The sequence below is a fragment of the Desulforhopalus sp. genome (genome assembly GCA_030247675.1).
Lineage (GTDB): Bacteria > Desulfobacterota > Desulfobulbia > Desulfobulbales > Desulfocapsaceae > Desulforhopalus_A.
On sequence record JAOTRX010000002.1, the window covers coordinates 282,013 to 297,411 of the forward strand.

15 protein-coding genes and 1 pseudogene are annotated in these 15,399 nt (G+C 51.4%); 12 read left to right on the plus strand and 4 right to left on the minus strand.

All coding sequences use genetic code 11. The annotated features are described in order from the left end of the window. Both OEL83_01240 and OEL83_01245 read left to right on the plus strand, forming a co-directional pair. A complete protein-coding gene (locus OEL83_01240; protein MDK9705647.1) occupies positions 1 to 417 on the plus strand; it encodes a hypothetical protein in 417 nt (138 codons plus the stop codon). Positions 418 to 527: 110 nt separating this feature from the next. Next, entirely contained in the window at positions 528 to 980 is a 453-nt protein-coding gene (locus tag OEL83_01245; protein MDK9705648.1) for a GNAT family N-acetyltransferase, read from the plus strand. 229 nt (positions 981 to 1,209) lie between these two features. On the opposite strand, the gene OEL83_01250 is transcribed toward OEL83_01245, so the two are convergent. After that, complete coding sequence (locus OEL83_01250; protein ID MDK9705649.1) at positions 1,210 to 1,353, minus strand: hypothetical protein; 144 nt, start codon at positions 1,351 to 1,353, stop codon at positions 1,210 to 1,212. Between the two features lie 390 nt (positions 1,354 to 1,743). Between OEL83_01250 and OEL83_01255 the strand changes: the two genes are divergently transcribed. Beyond that, on the plus strand, positions 1,744 to 3,414 hold the full coding sequence (locus tag OEL83_01255) for a hypothetical protein (protein MDK9705650.1): 1,671 nt from the start codon (positions 1,744 to 1,746) through the stop codon (positions 3,412 to 3,414). A 93-nt stretch (positions 3,415 to 3,507) separates the two neighbouring features. On the opposite strand, the gene OEL83_01260 is transcribed toward OEL83_01255, so the two are convergent. Together OEL83_01260 and OEL83_01265 are read right to left on the minus strand one after the other, a co-directional pair. Further along, positions 3,508 to 4,080: an ankyrin repeat domain-containing protein gene (locus OEL83_01260; GenBank protein MDK9705651.1), complete on the minus strand. Its 573-nt coding sequence runs from the start codon at positions 4,078 to 4,080 to the stop codon at positions 3,508 to 3,510. A 1-nt stretch (position 4,081) separates the two neighbouring features. Then, complete coding sequence (locus OEL83_01265) at positions 4,082 to 4,483, minus strand: ankyrin repeat domain-containing protein (GenBank protein ID MDK9705652.1); 402 nt, start codon at positions 4,481 to 4,483, stop codon at positions 4,082 to 4,084. Positions 4,484 to 4,630: 147 nt separating this feature from the next. Between OEL83_01265 and OEL83_01270 the strand changes: the two genes are divergently transcribed. From OEL83_01270 to OEL83_01280, 3 genes are all read left to right on the plus strand, one after another. Continuing rightward, positions 4,631 to 5,200 (plus strand): flavin reductase family protein, encoded by a 570-nt coding sequence (locus OEL83_01270; GenBank protein ID MDK9705653.1) that lies wholly within the window; start codon positions 4,631 to 4,633, stop codon positions 5,198 to 5,200. A gap of 88 nt (positions 5,201 to 5,288) precedes the next feature. Next, on the plus strand, positions 5,289 to 5,489 hold the full coding sequence (locus tag OEL83_01275; protein ID MDK9705654.1) for a hypothetical protein: 201 nt from the start codon (positions 5,289 to 5,291) through the stop codon (positions 5,487 to 5,489). A gap of 169 nt (positions 5,490 to 5,658) precedes the next feature. Beyond that, positions 5,659 to 6,999, plus strand: coding sequence for a B12-binding domain-containing radical SAM protein (locus tag OEL83_01280; GenBank protein ID MDK9705655.1), 1,341 nt, complete (start codon positions 5,659 to 5,661; stop codon positions 6,997 to 6,999). 52 nt (positions 7,000 to 7,051) lie between these two features. On the opposite strand, the gene OEL83_01285 is transcribed toward OEL83_01280, so the two are convergent. Further along, complete coding sequence (locus OEL83_01285) at positions 7,052 to 7,435, minus strand: hypothetical protein (protein MDK9705656.1); 384 nt, start codon at positions 7,433 to 7,435, stop codon at positions 7,052 to 7,054. Between the two features lie 126 nt (positions 7,436 to 7,561). On the opposite strand from OEL83_01285, the gene OEL83_01290 reads away from it, so the two are divergent. The 6 genes and pseudogenes from OEL83_01290 (at position 7,562) to OEL83_01315 (ending at position 15,341) form a co-directional block, all read left to right on the plus strand. Then, a complete protein-coding gene (locus tag OEL83_01290; protein MDK9705657.1) occupies positions 7,562 to 7,795 on the plus strand; it encodes a hypothetical protein in 234 nt (77 codons plus the stop codon). Positions 7,796 to 7,929: 134 nt separating this feature from the next. Then, positions 7,930 to 8,811, plus strand: coding sequence for a methylenetetrahydrofolate reductase (locus OEL83_01295; protein ID MDK9705658.1), 882 nt, complete (start codon positions 7,930 to 7,932; stop codon positions 8,809 to 8,811). Positions 8,812 to 8,820: 9 nt separating this feature from the next. Then, positions 8,821 to 10,365, plus strand: a complete 1,545-nt coding sequence (locus OEL83_01300) for an ATP-binding protein (GenBank protein ID MDK9705659.1) — start codon at positions 8,821 to 8,823, stop codon at positions 10,363 to 10,365. Beyond that, entirely contained in the window at positions 10,358 to 10,921 is a 564-nt protein-coding gene (locus OEL83_01305) for a 4Fe-4S dicluster domain-containing protein (protein MDK9705660.1), read from the plus strand. Before OEL83_01300 ends, OEL83_01305 begins: the two co-directional genes overlap by 8 nt. After that, positions 10,918 to 11,781, plus strand: coding sequence for a heterodisulfide reductase-related iron-sulfur binding cluster (locus OEL83_01310; protein MDK9705661.1), 864 nt, complete (start codon positions 10,918 to 10,920; stop codon positions 11,779 to 11,781). The genes OEL83_01305 and OEL83_01310 overlap by 4 nt, the downstream gene beginning before the upstream one ends. Continuing rightward, positions 11,778 to 15,341 (plus strand): annotated as a pseudogene (locus tag OEL83_01315) (FAD-dependent oxidoreductase). The gene OEL83_01310 and the pseudogene OEL83_01315 overlap by 4 nt, the downstream one beginning before the upstream one ends. Positions 15,342 to 15,399: the final 58 nt, after the last annotated feature.

Here is a 15,399-nt window from a genome sequence, read left to right on the forward strand (position 1 = left end):
ATGACTTGCGAACCAAAAGAGTTATTCGTATTTGCAGATTGGCTGTTTAGAACCAGATGTGAGCCAACCGAGTCAGTTTTACGAAGAACTATCGTAAATAGATTATATTATGCTGCACTTATAGCAGCACGCGATCATACTGGTTCTTCAACGACTGGGCGCGATGGACATAAAGCTGTGGTTGATGCGCTTCGTGGTGTGAGCCTTCATGCCGCTAGTTTGTTGGATGCAATGCGCACAAACAGAAATGTCAATGACTATGAATTGACCACTCCAGTTGAAATGAGAGATGTTCACCGATCACTGGAAAACGCAAGAATGATATTTTATGAATTAGGAGAGACATTTCCACTTGGACCTTCGTATACGAAAGATTTTCTTGATATGACCAAATTTGTTTCGCATACAGCTGGCTAACAACCTCCCTACATGGGTCTAGCGGAAAATAAGGGGACATCTTGCCTATATTTTTAACAACACCATGTACCAGTCAAGCTGATGCATTCTCGCCGTAGTATTCTCTACCAATGAAACAAACTCGTTTTAAATTGTGCCGATTAGAGGATCTCACAGGGCCTGAGGTTCATGCTCTTTTAGCTGCTCGCGAAGCAGTGTTTGTCGTCGAACAAAACTGTCCATATCAAGATGCTGACCAGCTTGATAAAAATTCATGGCATTTAATTGGTTGTAATGATTCTGGTATTTCCTGTTACCTCCGTATTGTCGAACCTGGATATAAGTATTCTGAGCCTTCACTTGGGAGAGTACTCACATCAAAAAGGTATCGGGGCACAGGACTTGGCAGGAAGGTAACCGAAGTTGGTATAGATCGAACGCAATCGATTTTTCCAGGGCTTGGCATCAGGATCAGCGCCCAGGCGTATCTCCGGGGCTTCTATGAGGGCTTTGGTTTTCGGGTGGTCTCCGATGCATATATGGAGGACGATATCCCTCACATTGAAATGTTGCTCAAGGCCTAGAAGCACCCAGCAACGCCGCCAAAGGTTCAGGCCACAATATGGCCAGGCCGGGCGTTTGGGGGATTTTAGGGATGGGGCCCTGCCTTCACCGTCAAACCGATAGTCTGCCTCCGTATTGATGCCTTGCCCAAGCAGCCCTGCCAACAGCCAAAACATTGGCCATTTATCGAAAGTACAATTCTCCGTTGGTCGTTCCGGAAATTTAAACTGCGGATCTGATCACGAGCTTCTAGAGTTTTTCAGCCATACTGGAAAGGTCGTCGGCATTGTGGTTAACCTCGGTGCTGGAGGAGGAGATCCGCACTGAATCGTCGCGCAGGAACTCGACATTCTCACTGATACCTGTCGCCAGGGCGGCACTCTGCCGGGCCATGTCATTTACTCCGCCAATGGCCTCCGAAACACACTGCACCTTGCCAACAATTTCCCAGGTAGCTGCCGATTGGCAAACACCAGTGTGCCAATCGGCCTATTTTGCTCTGCTAAAAGTTGGATAGATTTTCCTGCGGCGTGGTTTTCTTGCTCGGCGTTTAGCAATGAGTGCGCAAATTCTTTTTGGCATAAAGGATGAAGCAGTTGACTAACCGAGCTTGCTGCCGGTATTATTTGCTATGGGCCTTCTCAATGATTAGAGTCTCGTTGTGGTGTTTGGGGAAGGTTTCTTTGCCGAGAGTATCTTGGGAAAGGTTTTTGTCAGAGCCTGTTTGTCAATCCTGGGTCGTGCTTGGGAGTTCAGAAAAACACGTAGCGAGGAGTTGGAGTTATGAAAAAGATACTGTGCACTATTGCCTCAGGCGTCTTACTTTTGCAGCCTGCTGGAGTGGTCGGTTCAGATGCCGTTGTCTCCAATCAGTCGGATAGCATTGCAACAATGAATATCGCAGTTGGCGAGAACAACGTTGCAAACACCGGTTCGATAAAGCTCAAATCGATCGAAGGAATAGTTGTCAATAAGACTACCGGGCCGACAACCAACGTGGCCGTAGGTGAAGGCAACAAAGCCAGCCTCGGGTCAATTAACATGACTCAAAGCCAGGGAACCGTGGTCAATACGTCCAAGGAGGGTATGAACCTCGCCGTCGGCAAGGGTAACGAGGCCAGCCTTGGTTCGGTCAAAATGAGCAACAGTACCGGAACCATTCTCAACATGAATGAGGGTGGTACCAATATTGCCGTGGGACAAGACAATAAGGCCAGCCAGGGAAGCGTCGCCGTCGATGGCATCAAGGAAGGTGTGATCAACATGAGCAAGGGCGGAGTCAATGCCGCTATCGGTGATCGCAATGAGGCCAATCTTGGAAGCGTGAAGAATTCCGACGCGGTGGTCAATAAGAGCGAAGCTGGAATTAATATGGCGATTGGAGAAGGCAATAAGGCCAATCTTGGCACTACTGAGAACTCTGCGGAGTCGGTAAACATCTCCACAGGCGGTACCAATCTTGCGGTTGGCAGCGGTAATAAGGCAAATCTCGGGAGTGTTGTGGGTTCCGGACAGGCGGTCAATATTTCAACAGGTGGCACTAACATCGCTGTCGGTAGCGGTAGTACGGCGAATCTTGGCTCGACTGTAAACTCGAAAGGTACGGTCAATGTCTCCAGCGGAGGCCTAAACGTTGCGGCAGACGGTTCTAAGGCAAATCTTGGCTCTACCATAAATTCCAAAGATACAGTCAATATTTCGTCCGGCGGCACCAATATCGCCACCGCCGGCGGTAAGGCAAATCTTGGTTCAGTCGTCAATTCAAGCAACTCCGTCAACATCTCAAGTGGAGGAACGAACGTTGCCGTAGGCTCGACTGCGAACCTTGGTTCAACGGTTAATTCATCGGATGCCGTCAACATATCGACGGGAGGCACCAATATAGCGACAGGTGGTGGAAAGGCCAATCTTGGTTCGGTAGTTAATTCGAGCGGTGTTACCAATATCTCCGGTGGAGGTAGCAATATCGCTGCGGGCGGTACCGCAAACCTTGGTTCAGTGGTCAATTCCAGTGGTGTTACCAATATCTCCGGTGGAGGAACCAACATTGCGATGGGGGGCACGGCAAATCTTGGTTCGGTGGTTAACTCCAGCGGTGTTACCAATATTTCAGGTGGAGGTACCAATATTGCGGCTGGAGGTAAGGCAAACCTTGGATCGGTCGTTAACTCCTCAGGTGTAACAAATATTTCCGGCGGAGGCGTCAATGTTGCAGGGGGTGGTGCCGCTCATCTTGGCTCGGTAGTTAACTCCGCAGGGGTGACTAATATTTCTGGCGGAGGTGTCAATGTCGCGGGTGGTGGCAGGGCAATCCTTGGGTCGGTCGTCAATTCAGCAGGTGTCACGAATATTTCAGGTGGTGGGGTAAATATCTCCGGTGGCGGCGATGCCATTATGAATTCCGTAGTCTCCGGTGTGGAGTATGACCAATTCGGAAGACCGAAGAAACCGTGATATTAAAGCTGAGTTGAGCAGCTTGGTTGATCAAATGAAACCTATGCCCTTGCGGTGTAAACAGCTTCCCTGTTGAACCGGCATTTGTCTACACTATGAGGTTTGCAGCCGTATCTCCTGGGCAGCAAGCAGCTCGGCGATCTCGTGGAGGCCGGAGTTTTCAGCCATATCACGTGCTGTTTCGAAGTCGTCTATTCGTGTCCGCAAACGCGGGTCCGCACCGGCGGAAAGCAATAATTCAACCGCCGGTAGATTGCATTCGCTCACTGCTATGTGGAGAGGTGTGTAGTCGTTGATTCCACGTTGGTTGGGGTCACTCTTGAATTCAAGTAAGAGTCTCAGTATATCAAGAACATCACGTTTTTCCCGTGTGCCAGGTCGAGGTCGGCTGCATGAGAGGGCAGCGATGAGGGGTGGAAATCCGTTGTGATCTGTTGGGTTGGGGGCAGCGCCTATCGTAAGCAGCGTACGAATGAATGGTAAAGGGCTGTGGTAGATAGCGTATTCGAGGCACGAACCGATCGTCAGCGGCATTGGTCCGTTCGGTATGCTGTCTGGATCACTGACTGCTTCCCGCAGCGCGGCAAGGTCGCCTGCTCGAAAAGCGGTGTCGATTTTCTGAAATTGTGCGTATTCGGCACATCGTTCAGCGTTTTTTTTCATCATTTCACCGCTTCCCTCCGGCCGGTTTAGGCCTCAGTTCCTCTAATACATCGATCATGCCGCGCGCCACAGCGAGATCATAGGCGGTCTTGCCGGTGAATCCTGGCGCCCCCGTCCCGAGCAGGGAGAGGTCGGCCCCAGCTTTTGCTAGGACACGGGCAATATCCTCATAACCGGAGACCAGGGCCAGCATCAAGGCACTCAATCCAAATTTACCGGTGATGTTTAAATTGGCTTTGTGACCGATGAGTGCTTCGACAACTTCCAGGTGACCGGCATGTGCGGCAAGCATGAGGGCGGTTTGTCCGTGGCTATTGCGGGAATTGACATCAATCCCCTTATGAAGAATTTCACGAACCATTCGGATATCGCCGCTACCTATCGCATCCTCCCAGGCGGTATTCATAAAATCAATGGCTGCATGCCAATTCCTTTCGTAAAATTTTTGAATATGTTTAAATACTAGGGGAAACGCTCTGTTTTTCCAATAAAAAATCTTGAGATACCGTTTGCTTTTTTATTGCTGCCTTCATCAATTTAACAAAGAGAGACAATGATGAAAAAAATCACAATTGACAAGGACTCCGCGTTTTTATTCCCGATGCCGATGGTCGTAGTCGGCTCTGTTGTTGAAGGAAAAGCGAATTTCATGGCTGCCGCATGGGTGACGCGTGTCAATTTCAAGCCACCGTTGTTTGCCATCGCCCTGGGTCCACATCATACCAATAAAGGTATTGAGGAAAACAAAGAATTTAGTATCAACATTCCCAACGTCTCTCTAATCGAAAAGGTGGATTATTGTGGCTTGGTTTCCGGGAGTAAAACCGATAAGTCCGGACTTTTTGAGGTTTTCTACGGGAGTCTGGACAAGGCCCCGCTTATCAAAGAATGTCCGGTGTGCATTGCCTGCTCTGTGTATGATACTGTTGAACTGCCGTTTGATACCTTGTTTATCGGAGAAGCCAAAGAGGTTTTCACCGAAGAGCAATATATGACGGATAGCAAGCTGGACATAAAGAAGATCAATCCGTTTGCCTTAACTATGCCGGACAATACCTACTGGTCCGTTGGAGAAAACCTTGGCAAAGCTTGGAATGTAGGTAAAGCTTTGAAAGCCAAGTGATACTTTCGGCTATGCAAAAAGAGGCGGCAGGATCGACTTGCCATGAGGCGGAAAAGCCGCAGAGAACAGCGAGAATACGGGGTGAAATATGGTAGGACTATTAAAAAAGATAGCTCTTTATCTCATTGTAATATTAGGGGTTATGTACGGTTATCAGCTGTTGACGGGAAAAAGCATTGCCACTCTGCCAAGAGAAATTGTTGATAAGCTTCAACAAAAAGACACTAAAGAAGAATCGACCAATCCGCATTATTATAACGATCCGGCAAAGAGAATACCTAAGAATTAATAGATGCTGACTCAACGTCGGTGCAGGTCCTTTCCAGGTATTTCCTTGCTGAGTGTGCAGTTTATCTACTCACACGAAATGTATACCCTTGCGGTATTGCAGGCAGCCAATTACATAATTATTCAAGACCTTGCGGCGAGATAGAGATCGGCATGGAGAGAGAAGCGATATGAAACGGATCATTCTAATTAATCCGGCCTACCGGACCAAACTCCTGGAAAATGTCCGAGTGCTGGCTCTGCCGCCATTAAATCTCCTTATGCTCGCTGCCTATACACCGCCTAACTTTTCCGTGAAAATCCTCGATGAGGCCTTTACTGACATCGATTATGAGTGTGACGCCGATTTGGTTGGCATTACTTGCATGACTCCCTTGGCGCCCCGAGCTTATGAAATAGCCGGAGAGTTTCGGAGGCGCGGTGTAGCGGTGGTGCTGGGCGGAATCCATGTATCGATGTTGCCGGAGGAGGCAGAGCATTACGCCGATGCAGTGGTTATTGGAGAAGGTGAAGAGGCCTGGCCGGAGTTGCTGAATGATTTTCTCTGCGGCGAGCTGAAAAAAAGATATACAGCGGTTACCCGGCCCGATCTCTCCGGTCTTCTCCCCGCCAGGCGAGATCTGCTTGACAATAAATACTTTGTTCAGACAGTACAGACCTCAAGAGGGTGTCCACATAACTGCAGGTTTTGTTCGGTGACCAAATTCAATGGCGGCAACTTCCGCATGCGGAATGTCGACAATGTCATCCAGGAGATCGAGGCCATCCCGGACAAGAGACTGTTTATTATCGATGATAATATTATCGGTGCAGGCGATCGTTGCACCGAGCGGGCCTTTGAGCTCTTTGAAAGATTGCGTCATTGCCACAAGGAATGGGGTGGCCAGACCTGCCTGAATATTGTCGAACATGAGGGTTTACTTGCGGCGGCGGCTAAAAGCGGCGCAAAGGCCTTTCTCATCGGCTTTGAGTCACTGCGGGAATCATCGTTAGCTGCCTACAATAAAAAGATGAATCTCCGGCCAACAACTCGTAACTTCAAGGAATCTATAAAGAAAATTCAGGATCATGGCATTGCCATTATTGGTGGCTTTATCTTTGGTGACGACGAGGATTCCCTCGACACCTTTCGAGCGACGCTTGATTTCATCTTTGATTCTGGCATCGATGCGGTACAGCTGAGCATCCAAACACCGCTGCCCGGAACCCAGCTCTACCGGGAACTGGCGGAGAGCAATCGGTTACTCTTGACTGATTATCCGGGAGACTGGGAGGCGTACAATATTTTTGAACCGGTCTTCCAACCCAAAAATATCAGCCCTGATGCACTCTATACGGGCCTGATCGACGCCTATCAGGAGGTTGCAAGTTTTCGCCGGTCTCTGCCGCGCGGGCTTAAGACATTTTGGCGGACCCGCTCCCTGTTTAGTACGGGGATCTCGTTTTTCTGGAACTATGACAGCTATAAATCAATAAAGACAATAACGAAACCGCGTTTACCCAAAGATTAGGCTTCTTGCAGCCTGAAGCACTATTGTGCTCACGAAGAAATTCTTGAAGATCTTATTCGCTAATGGCAGGCTGGTTGGATCGATTCGTTATGATTTCCGCTACCTCTCGGATAAAGGCATATCGACAGTGTGCCTGACATCGTTTCAGTTGCCTCTTGTCCAGACAAAAACGCGGACATTCTTTGGAAAGCTGTTTTTCCTCCGAGAATCTTGGGCCGTTGTATAGAGAAAGAAAGGCTTCAGCCTTAATCACCATGGTTGAACCGCATTCATCGGTTTGATGGGTAAAATAGAATAATCCTTGATCCATGATGCCAAAATTGGCCTGATACCCGTTAAAATTGATGGTCGGGTCGTCGAGAAAGGTGTCCCGTGAGGCCCAGCGTTTTTCACACATTGGGCAGGTCTTAAAATGTTCTGTGTCGAGGTGGTTCATTGGTCTTCGCAAAAGTATCGGGGTACATTTTGATCAAATAGTCTTTAATGGTTTTAAGGACTACGCAAGCTTGTGGAAAAGAAGAAGGGGTAACACTAACAAATCGATTCAGGTGTGTCATGGGAGATGATTGCCACACCTTTGCAGAAAACTTTGCCCTGTTTGCAAAAAAAGGCTGCGCATGGTGCCACCTTGTGGGGCTTTGATGCCCCAAGGAAACTCCTTCTTAATAAACAAGAAATGAATTATTACGGCATTAAAACTTTTGCGCAATGGATGCAAAAAGAACTCGCCAAGGTGAGAGTTACCCGGAAATTAAGGGAATTATTTGCCTTGATAATTATCTTAATTATTAGTTAAATGAAACTGATATTATTCTAGAGGAGTTATTTTGACATTTTTCCTGACCAGTTGAAAGGTGCTATTGACGAAGCGCTTGATTTCCAGTCTCCCTGAAGAAAGTAATTCATTATTATCATCTTACAGGAGGTTCAATGGACGCTGCACAAGGAAGTATCCCTCCCAAAACCCCAAAACCTACCCTTATCTCTGAAGTAGATCCTCCCAAGGGCACAAACCTGGAAGCCTTTCTCGGTACTGCCTTGCAAGTTCGGGGACGAGTTGATGCCGTGCGGGTAACTGATTGTGAACATGCGATCATGCGTATGTCACCCGTAGCCCCATGCCTGGCCTTGAAGGAAAAAGGATTTGACCCGGAAATGATCATCACCGGGCGGGATCGCAACCGGATTTCCTTTCAGGCTGATCTGCTTTCCGCCGCTGCCCTTGGAATAAAAAAGATCGTTCTCAAGGAGGGCCATGATCCGGCCGAAGGCGACCAGCCGGTGGCCAGGACGAGCGGCGATCTCAACCTTGACTCGATGCTGCAATGTGTTGCGGCACTGAACAACGGAAAAGACCTCGCCGGTGAACCCCTCGACGGGGCGACCGATTTTCAGGTCGGGGTGGGGATCGATCTCTCCGACGATGTCAAGTATAACCGGGAACGGGCTGATTTTTTCAAGAAAATGCAGGATTATGGTGTGAAATCAGTCACCCTGGGGCCAACCTATGATGTGAATATCATAGAACAGTTTCTGCCAGTGGCTGAAGAGACCGGCATACGGATATTCACTTCGGTAATGTTTCTGAAATCGGTCACCATGGTTCGCTACCTCAACAATCTGCCGGGTGTGCCATCGATCCCTCACGAGTTTTTGAAAAAGATGATTCAGGCACCGGTGAAAAAGGATGCGGGAATGCAGGCAGCTGCAGATCTCCTTAGGGAATTGGCCCCGTTGGGAGATGGAATTGTCTTACTTGCCATAGGCTGGAAGGATAGGCTACCGGAATTTTTGGATCTCATTGGTCGTTAGCGAGTCTTTATGACCGATGCCGTTCAGTCAACAGCAAACAAGGATCTCGGATCGTTGGCGCAGAGTCTTGGCCCATATCATTATCTGCACACGATCCTCTTAGAAACGCCGAATGGGGTGGTAGTCGCCGGTCTTGACCACAGGGTGATTCATGCCAATCCAGCAGCCAGCCGCTTCAGTGGGGTCCCCTACGGTGATCTTGTCGGGAGTACAGTCCGGGATATCCTCGGTGAGAAGAACCTCGCCCTTTTTAAACTGATAGAGGAACAGTTCCGATTGGAAAACCCTGTGTATGGTTGGAAGATCAAGCAGGAAGTCGATTTTACGCGAGGCAGTCAACACTGTATTCTCTATGGGGTGGCCGTTTATCCTCCCGCTTCCCCTGACTATTATCTGTTGTACCTCATCGATATCACCCAGCAAAAGATTCTCGAGGGTGAGCTCAGGCGGCGCAATGCCTTTTTTCATAATTTGATTGACAGTTCGGTGGACGGAATCATCGCCTCAGACATGAAGGGGAAGATTGTCATCTTCAATTCCGGCGCCCAGGCGCTTCTTGGCTATGATGAGGAGGGTGGCAAAAACCTGCATGTGACCAAGCTCTACGATGAGGGGGTGGCCTATGAGCTCATTAAACAGATGCGTAGCGATGATTTCGGAGGGAAAGGGAGGTTACTGCATCAGAGAATGGTCGTTAAGCACAAGAACGGTCAAGATATTCCGGTGAGCTTTTCCGGTGGCATCATCTATGATCGTGCCCAGGAGATCGCCACCTTTGGCATTTTCACTGATCTGCGTGCCTTGCAGGAGATTGAGGAAAACCTTGAACAAACCCACAAAATGCTGATGCATTCTGAGAAGATGGCCGGCCTTGGCCGTCTTGCCGCAGGGGTAGCTCATGAGATCAATAACCCGATGTCGGGAATCATGCTGTACGCGAATCTGGTGCAGGAAGAATTGGGGGAAGACCATCCCCTGAGCGCCGATCTGCAGACCATCATCCACGAGGCAGAGAGGTGCAAGGTGATCGTTGCCGACCTTTTGGAGTTCTCGCATCAGAACACCTACGATATGGAACCCGTCGATCTCAATGAGGTGATCCAGAAGACCTTGACTATCCTCCAGCATCAACCGCTTTTTCAGAACATTTCCATAATTCGTCAGTTGGATCATGAATTGCCTGCCATACATGGTAATGCCACCAGGCTGAACCAGGTGGTCATGAATATCGTCGTTAATGCCGCGCAGGCGATGAAGGGCAATGGGCAGCTTCGGATTATCAGCAGAACCAGGGCCAATAAAGACATCAGCGAAATATTGATTGAGGATACCGGGCCGGGGATACCAAATAATTTGCTGGAGAAGATCTTTGAACCCTTCTTTACTACAAAAGAAACCGGTGAAGGGACCGGCCTGGGATTGTCGCTTTCCTACGCGATAGTCAAGGAACACAAGGGTTCAATCAGGGTGACTTCGACCTCGGAAAAGGGAACTACCTTTACCTTGAAGTTTCCCGTTATAACGGATTACTTGATTGGAGAAAACCATGGATAAAAGCTGCATTTCACCAGATGACCGGAATGAGAAATTCCTCAGGAAACTGCAGGACCGAGATATTGATGTGAATGCTTGCTACCAATGTGGCCGCTGTTCTTCGGGCTGCCCGATTGGCGAGTTCTTTGATTTGCAAGTCATGGAGGTGGTGCGCCTGGCAAGTTATGGCAGCGAAGAAAAACTCCTGCATAGCCATACCATCTGGCTGTGTGCGGCCTGCGAGACCTGCGCCACCAGGTGTCCGAACGAGATTGAAATCGCTGGTCTGATGGATGTATTGCGTGAACTCGCCTTACGCCGGGGCATTGCCCCGGCCGAACCAAGAATTCCACTCTTTCATCAATCCTTCCTTGGTTCGATACGCAGCTGGGGCCGGGCCTGGGAAATCGGCATGATCGGCAATTACAAGGTGCGGTCCGGAGATCTTGCCGGTGATATGAAGCTTGGCCTCAGCATGTTTTTGAAGGGGAAACTGAAACTATTGCCCCATGCGATCAAGGGTAAGGCAGAAATCAAAGAAATCTTTGCCGGTAAGGGAAAGGAGTATGACAGATGAAACTATCCTATTACCCTGGCTGTTCCCTCGAAGGAACGGCGCTCGATTATGATCATTCGGTTCGGGCCGTTTGTCGGAAGCTGGATATCGACCTGATCGACATTCCCGATTGGAATTGCTGTGGCGCATCATCCGCCCACATGACCGATCACGAGGTCGGTATGCGTTTGCCGATGCGCAATCTTCTTTTGGCCGCTCGGACCGGGCACGACATTCTGGTGCCCTGTGCCGCCTGTTTTCAGCGGTTGAAGGCCGCCGACAAGGCTCTCCGGGCGGATCCGGGTTTGTGGGATGTCGGTGCTTATGAACCTGACTTCACCATTGTGCATATCAGCACCTTCCTTTCCCGGCCGGAGATCCTGGCTGTCCTAGAGGCTAAAATCACGCAAGATCTCAGTGGGCTGGCGATCGCCTGTTACTATGGCTGTCTGTCGCTCCGTAACCCACGGATAACCGATGCGCCTAACTGGGAAAGGCCGGAAACCCTCGAACGGATCGTGACTGCTCTGGGGGCAAAACCGGTGCATTGGTCGCATCGCACCGAGTGCTGCTCCGGCAGTCTCACCATGGCAAGACCGGATATCGCCGAAAAGCTGGTCGGTGATATCGTCGGCGCTGCAGTGAAGGCCGGAGCGACCGCCATGGTAACCGACTGCCCGATGTGCCAGGCCAATGTTGAGAGTCGGCAAAAAGAGGAGGTCGGCGTTGTTGCCATGCCGGTGTTCTTTATTACCGAACTTCTTGATGCGGCGATGACAGGCACCTACCCGGCGAAACAGCAAAAGGCCCATCTCGTCTCTCCCGGGGTTCTCTCGGAGATTTTCCGGGATGTCGGCATGAAGAAGGAGGAACCGGTATGACAGCGCTACAACAGGTGCCTTCAGGAAAAATCGAAAACCCGACTGCCGCCGTGCTTGTCATCGGTGGGGGTATCAGTGGAATGCAGTCGGCGCTTGATCTGGCCAATGCCGGAATCAAGGTGTATCTGGTGGAAAGTTCGGCGGCCATTGGCGGCAAGATGGCCCAGCTCGACAAGACCTTTCCCACCAATGACTGCTCGATGTGTATCGTCTCGCCCAAACTGGTTGAGGTGGGACGGCACAAGAATATACAGCTCTTTACCCATAGCAAAGTGAAGGATCTCAGCGGCGATGCCGGACGTTTCACGGCTACCGTAGTCAGGCATGCCCGCTATGTTGACATTGGTGCCTGTACCGGCTGTGGTCTTTGCGAAATAGTCTGCCCGGTTACCCAAATCTCACATTTCCCCGAGTTGCCGGCTGAAGGTGAAAAAAAGGTTCGGGCGCGCGCCAAAGAAAAGAGGGAAATCCCCGGTCCGGGCTTACCGCAGCCGACCAAGGATGGCAAGTGGACCTTCACCGTCGACAACACCCTCTGTGGCATGTGCGGCGGCTGTTTCAAGGCATGCCTACACGGCGCGGTCAGCTGGGAGAAGAAGCAGGTGGCGGTCATTGACCAGGAGAAATGCACCGGCTGCGGTGCCTGTTATGTCGCCTGCCCGGAAAAATTTTCGGCAATCACTGTCAGCCAGGCAGTCGATCTTGAGAAGAGCGTTGGCGCAGCGGTACATGCCAGGTCGCAGCTGTTGAAAAAGCAGTTTCAGGGGACGGGGCAGCGCGACTGCATCCGCTGCGGGCTGTGTGTCGTTACCTGCGATAAAGTGATGAATATTGGCGCCCTGAAGATGGTTGAGAGTGGTATTGAGGCCGGGCTTGATATCTGTCAGGTCTGTGGTGCCTGTGTGTCGGTGTGCCCGGTGGATTTCCTTTCCATCGACCAGGTCACCAACAAAACACCGCGACCGCTTCTCAACCGTTTCAACGAGGGCTTAAATGGCCGTAAACCGGTGAACATCCTCTATCCTCAAGCGGTACCCAGGGTGCCGATTATTGATGAGGCGAGTTGCGTCCGGTTGAATACCGGGGCCTGCGGTACCTGTGCCTCGATTTGTGGTGTGGGGGCAATCCATTACGACCACCGGGAAGAGGAGATCGAGATTGCCGTCGGCTCGGTGATTTTCTCGCCGGGCATTGAGGTCTTTGATGCCCGGATTCGCGGTGAATTCGGCTATGGCTTGTATAAAAATGTCGTAACCAGCATTGAATTCGAGCGGCTGCTTTCGGCATCCGGGCCAACCTCCGGGACGGTTTCCAGGCCCGGTGACGCCAAACATCCGAAGAAGATCGCCTGGATTCAGTGTGTAGGCTCCCGCGATTCATCGTGTGGCCGCGACTATTGCTCGTCGGTCTGCTGCATGTACGCCACCAAGGAGGCCTTTATTGCCAGGGAACACGACTCGAACATCGAGCCGACTATCTTCTATATCGATATGCGTTCCTTCGGCAAGAACTTCGACGACTATGTGACGAGGGCCAAAGGTCACAACGTTCGCTTCATCCGGGCTATGGTTAGCAGGATCTTCGAAGATCCGCAAAGCGGCGACCTTGAGCTGCGTTTCGTTGATGACAGCGGCGTTAGAAAGAGCGAAGTATTTGATATGGTAGTTCTTTCCGTCGGTATCCAGGTTCCGCAGGCTGCCAGAGACTTGGCCGGAACCCTGGACATTAATCTCGACCGCTTTGGCTTTGTGACTACCGATTGCTACCAGCCGCTTGCTACTTCCCGGCCGGGGATCTTTGTCAGTGGTGCGGTGAAAGGGCCAAAGGATATCCCGGAAACGGTCTGTGAGGCCTCGGCCGCGGCGGAGGCAGCCTCGGCCAGCCTCGCCGAGGCCCGGGGTAGCCTGATAACCTCCGAGCCTCTGCCGCCGGAGCGGGCAATCGAGGCCGATGAGGGGCTGCGCGTCGGGGTCTTTATCTGCCACTGCGGCACCAATATCGCCTCAGTGGTTGATGTTGCCGCGGTAACCGAATACGCAAAAACCCTACCCGGAGTGGTGTATGCCGAGCACCCGCTATATACCTGCTCTCAGGACTCGCAGGAGCGGATGCGTAAAATCATTCAGGAACACCGGTTGAACAGGGTGGTCACCTCCGCCTGTTCACCGACCACCCATGAACCCCTGTTCATGTCCACCCTCCAGCAAGCCGGTTTGAATAAATATTTCTTTGAAATGGCCAACATCCGTGACCAATGCAGTTGGGTGCATCCCGATGATCCGGTCCTGGCCACGGAGAAATCAAAGCGGCTCACCCGTATGGCTGTAGCCAATGCCGCGGCTGGCGAGCCTTTGCCGGAGATGGAGTTTACCGTCGATGCCCGGCTCCTTGTGGTCGGCGGCGGGGTGGCGGGCATGACCGCAGCCCTTGAGGCTGCCCGTCAGGGATTCGGCGTCTATCTGGTGGAAAGGGATTCGCAGCTCGGTGGCCAGCTCCTTCATTTGCAGCGCAGCAGCGATGGCCGGAAATTTGCCGATTTTCTTGGCGAATTAAAGAACCAGGTGCTGAGTAACGAGAAGATAAAGGTCTTTACCAACAGCGAGGTGGTGGAACAATCGGGTTTTGTCGGTTCCTTTGAGTCGGAGATTGCCATGCCCTCCGGGGGGACAAGAACCTTAAAGCACGGGGCGATTCTCATTGCCACCGGGGCCGAGGAAAATCGTCCGGACATCCATGGCCTGGGTCGGCTCGATACGGTCATGACCCAGACCGATTTTGAAGCAGCCCTGGAAAACAGTGTAGACAAGGAGTGGAAGCATCTACGGGTAGTTATGCTGCAATGCGCCGGCTCCCGCGATGCCGAACATCTGCCCTATTGCTCCCGGGTCTGTTGTAACCATGCGGTGAAAAATGCCCGGCGCTTGAAGGCACTGCATCCCCAGGCGCGGATCGATGTGTTGTACCGCGATATGCGTTGTTATGGTCTGGCCGAGGGCGATTACACCCTGGCCCGGCGGGAGGGTATCAATTTCGTGCGATACGATCCCGAGGAGAATCCCGTTCAGATCATTGCCGAGGAATCGGGTATCGAGATCACTGTCGTCGATCCTTCAATCCGCATACCGGTGCGCTTCCGTCCGGATTTACTGGTGTTGTCCACCGGCATGAAGCCTCGCGATGCCGAGGAACTCGCCTCCATGCTCCGCGTGCCGCGCAACAGCAATGGCTTCTTTATCGAGGCACATGCCAAATTGCGGCCGGTCGATCTGCCGAGCGAGGGCCTGTACATGGCCGGCACGGCCCATGGACCGAAGAGCAGCACCGAGAGTATCACCCAGGCCCAGGCAGCGGTTGCCAGGGTGGCGACCCTGCTGTCGAAGAAGAGCATGAAGATGTCAGCCGTCGTTTCGGTAGTCGACCCGACCCATTGCGCGGTCTGCCTGACCTGTGTCCGGGCCTGTCCGTATGGGGTGCCGTTTATTAATGACCAGCATAGTGCCGAAATCAACCCGGCCCTCTGCCAGGGTTGCGGGATCTGTGTCGCCGAGTGTCCGGCCAAGACCATTTATCTTGGCCGCTATAATGACAAAAATATTCGAGCAAAAATCGAGGCATACA

Excerpts from the sequence above, each read along its gene's own strand:
- OEL83_01240 (MDK9705647.1), top strand. The coding sequence starts at position 1 with ATGACTTGCGAACCAAAAGAGTTATTCGTATTTGCAGATTGGCTGTTT.
- OEL83_01245 (MDK9705648.1), top strand. The coding sequence starts at position 528 with ATGAAACAAACTCGTTTTAAATTGTGCCGATTAGAGGATCTCACAGGG.
- OEL83_01250 (MDK9705649.1), bottom strand. The coding sequence starts at position 1,353 with ATGGCCCGGCAGAGTGCCGCCCTGGCGACAGGTATCAGTGAGAATGTC.
- OEL83_01255 (MDK9705650.1), top strand. The coding sequence starts at position 1,744 with ATGAAAAAGATACTGTGCACTATTGCCTCAGGCGTCTTACTTTTGCAG.
- OEL83_01260 (MDK9705651.1), bottom strand. The coding sequence starts at position 4,080 with ATGATGAAAAAAAACGCTGAACGATGTGCCGAATACGCACAATTTCAG.
- OEL83_01265 (MDK9705652.1), bottom strand. The coding sequence starts at position 4,483 with ATGAATACCGCCTGGGAGGATGCGATAGGTAGCGGCGATATCCGAATG.
- OEL83_01270 (MDK9705653.1), top strand. The coding sequence starts at position 4,631 with ATGATGAAAAAAATCACAATTGACAAGGACTCCGCGTTTTTATTCCCG.
- OEL83_01275 (MDK9705654.1), top strand. The coding sequence starts at position 5,289 with ATGGTAGGACTATTAAAAAAGATAGCTCTTTATCTCATTGTAATATTA.
- OEL83_01280 (MDK9705655.1), top strand. The coding sequence starts at position 5,659 with ATGAAACGGATCATTCTAATTAATCCGGCCTACCGGACCAAACTCCTG.
- OEL83_01285 (MDK9705656.1), bottom strand. The coding sequence starts at position 7,435 with ATGAACCACCTCGACACAGAACATTTTAAGACCTGCCCAATGTGTGAA.
- OEL83_01290 (MDK9705657.1), top strand. The coding sequence starts at position 7,562 with ATGATTGCCACACCTTTGCAGAAAACTTTGCCCTGTTTGCAAAAAAAG.
- OEL83_01295 (MDK9705658.1), top strand. The coding sequence starts at position 7,930 with ATGGACGCTGCACAAGGAAGTATCCCTCCCAAAACCCCAAAACCTACC.
- OEL83_01300 (MDK9705659.1), top strand. The coding sequence starts at position 8,821 with ATGACCGATGCCGTTCAGTCAACAGCAAACAAGGATCTCGGATCGTTG.
- OEL83_01305 (MDK9705660.1), top strand. The coding sequence starts at position 10,358 with ATGGATAAAAGCTGCATTTCACCAGATGACCGGAATGAGAAATTCCTC.
- OEL83_01310 (MDK9705661.1), top strand. The coding sequence starts at position 10,918 with ATGAAACTATCCTATTACCCTGGCTGTTCCCTCGAAGGAACGGCGCTC.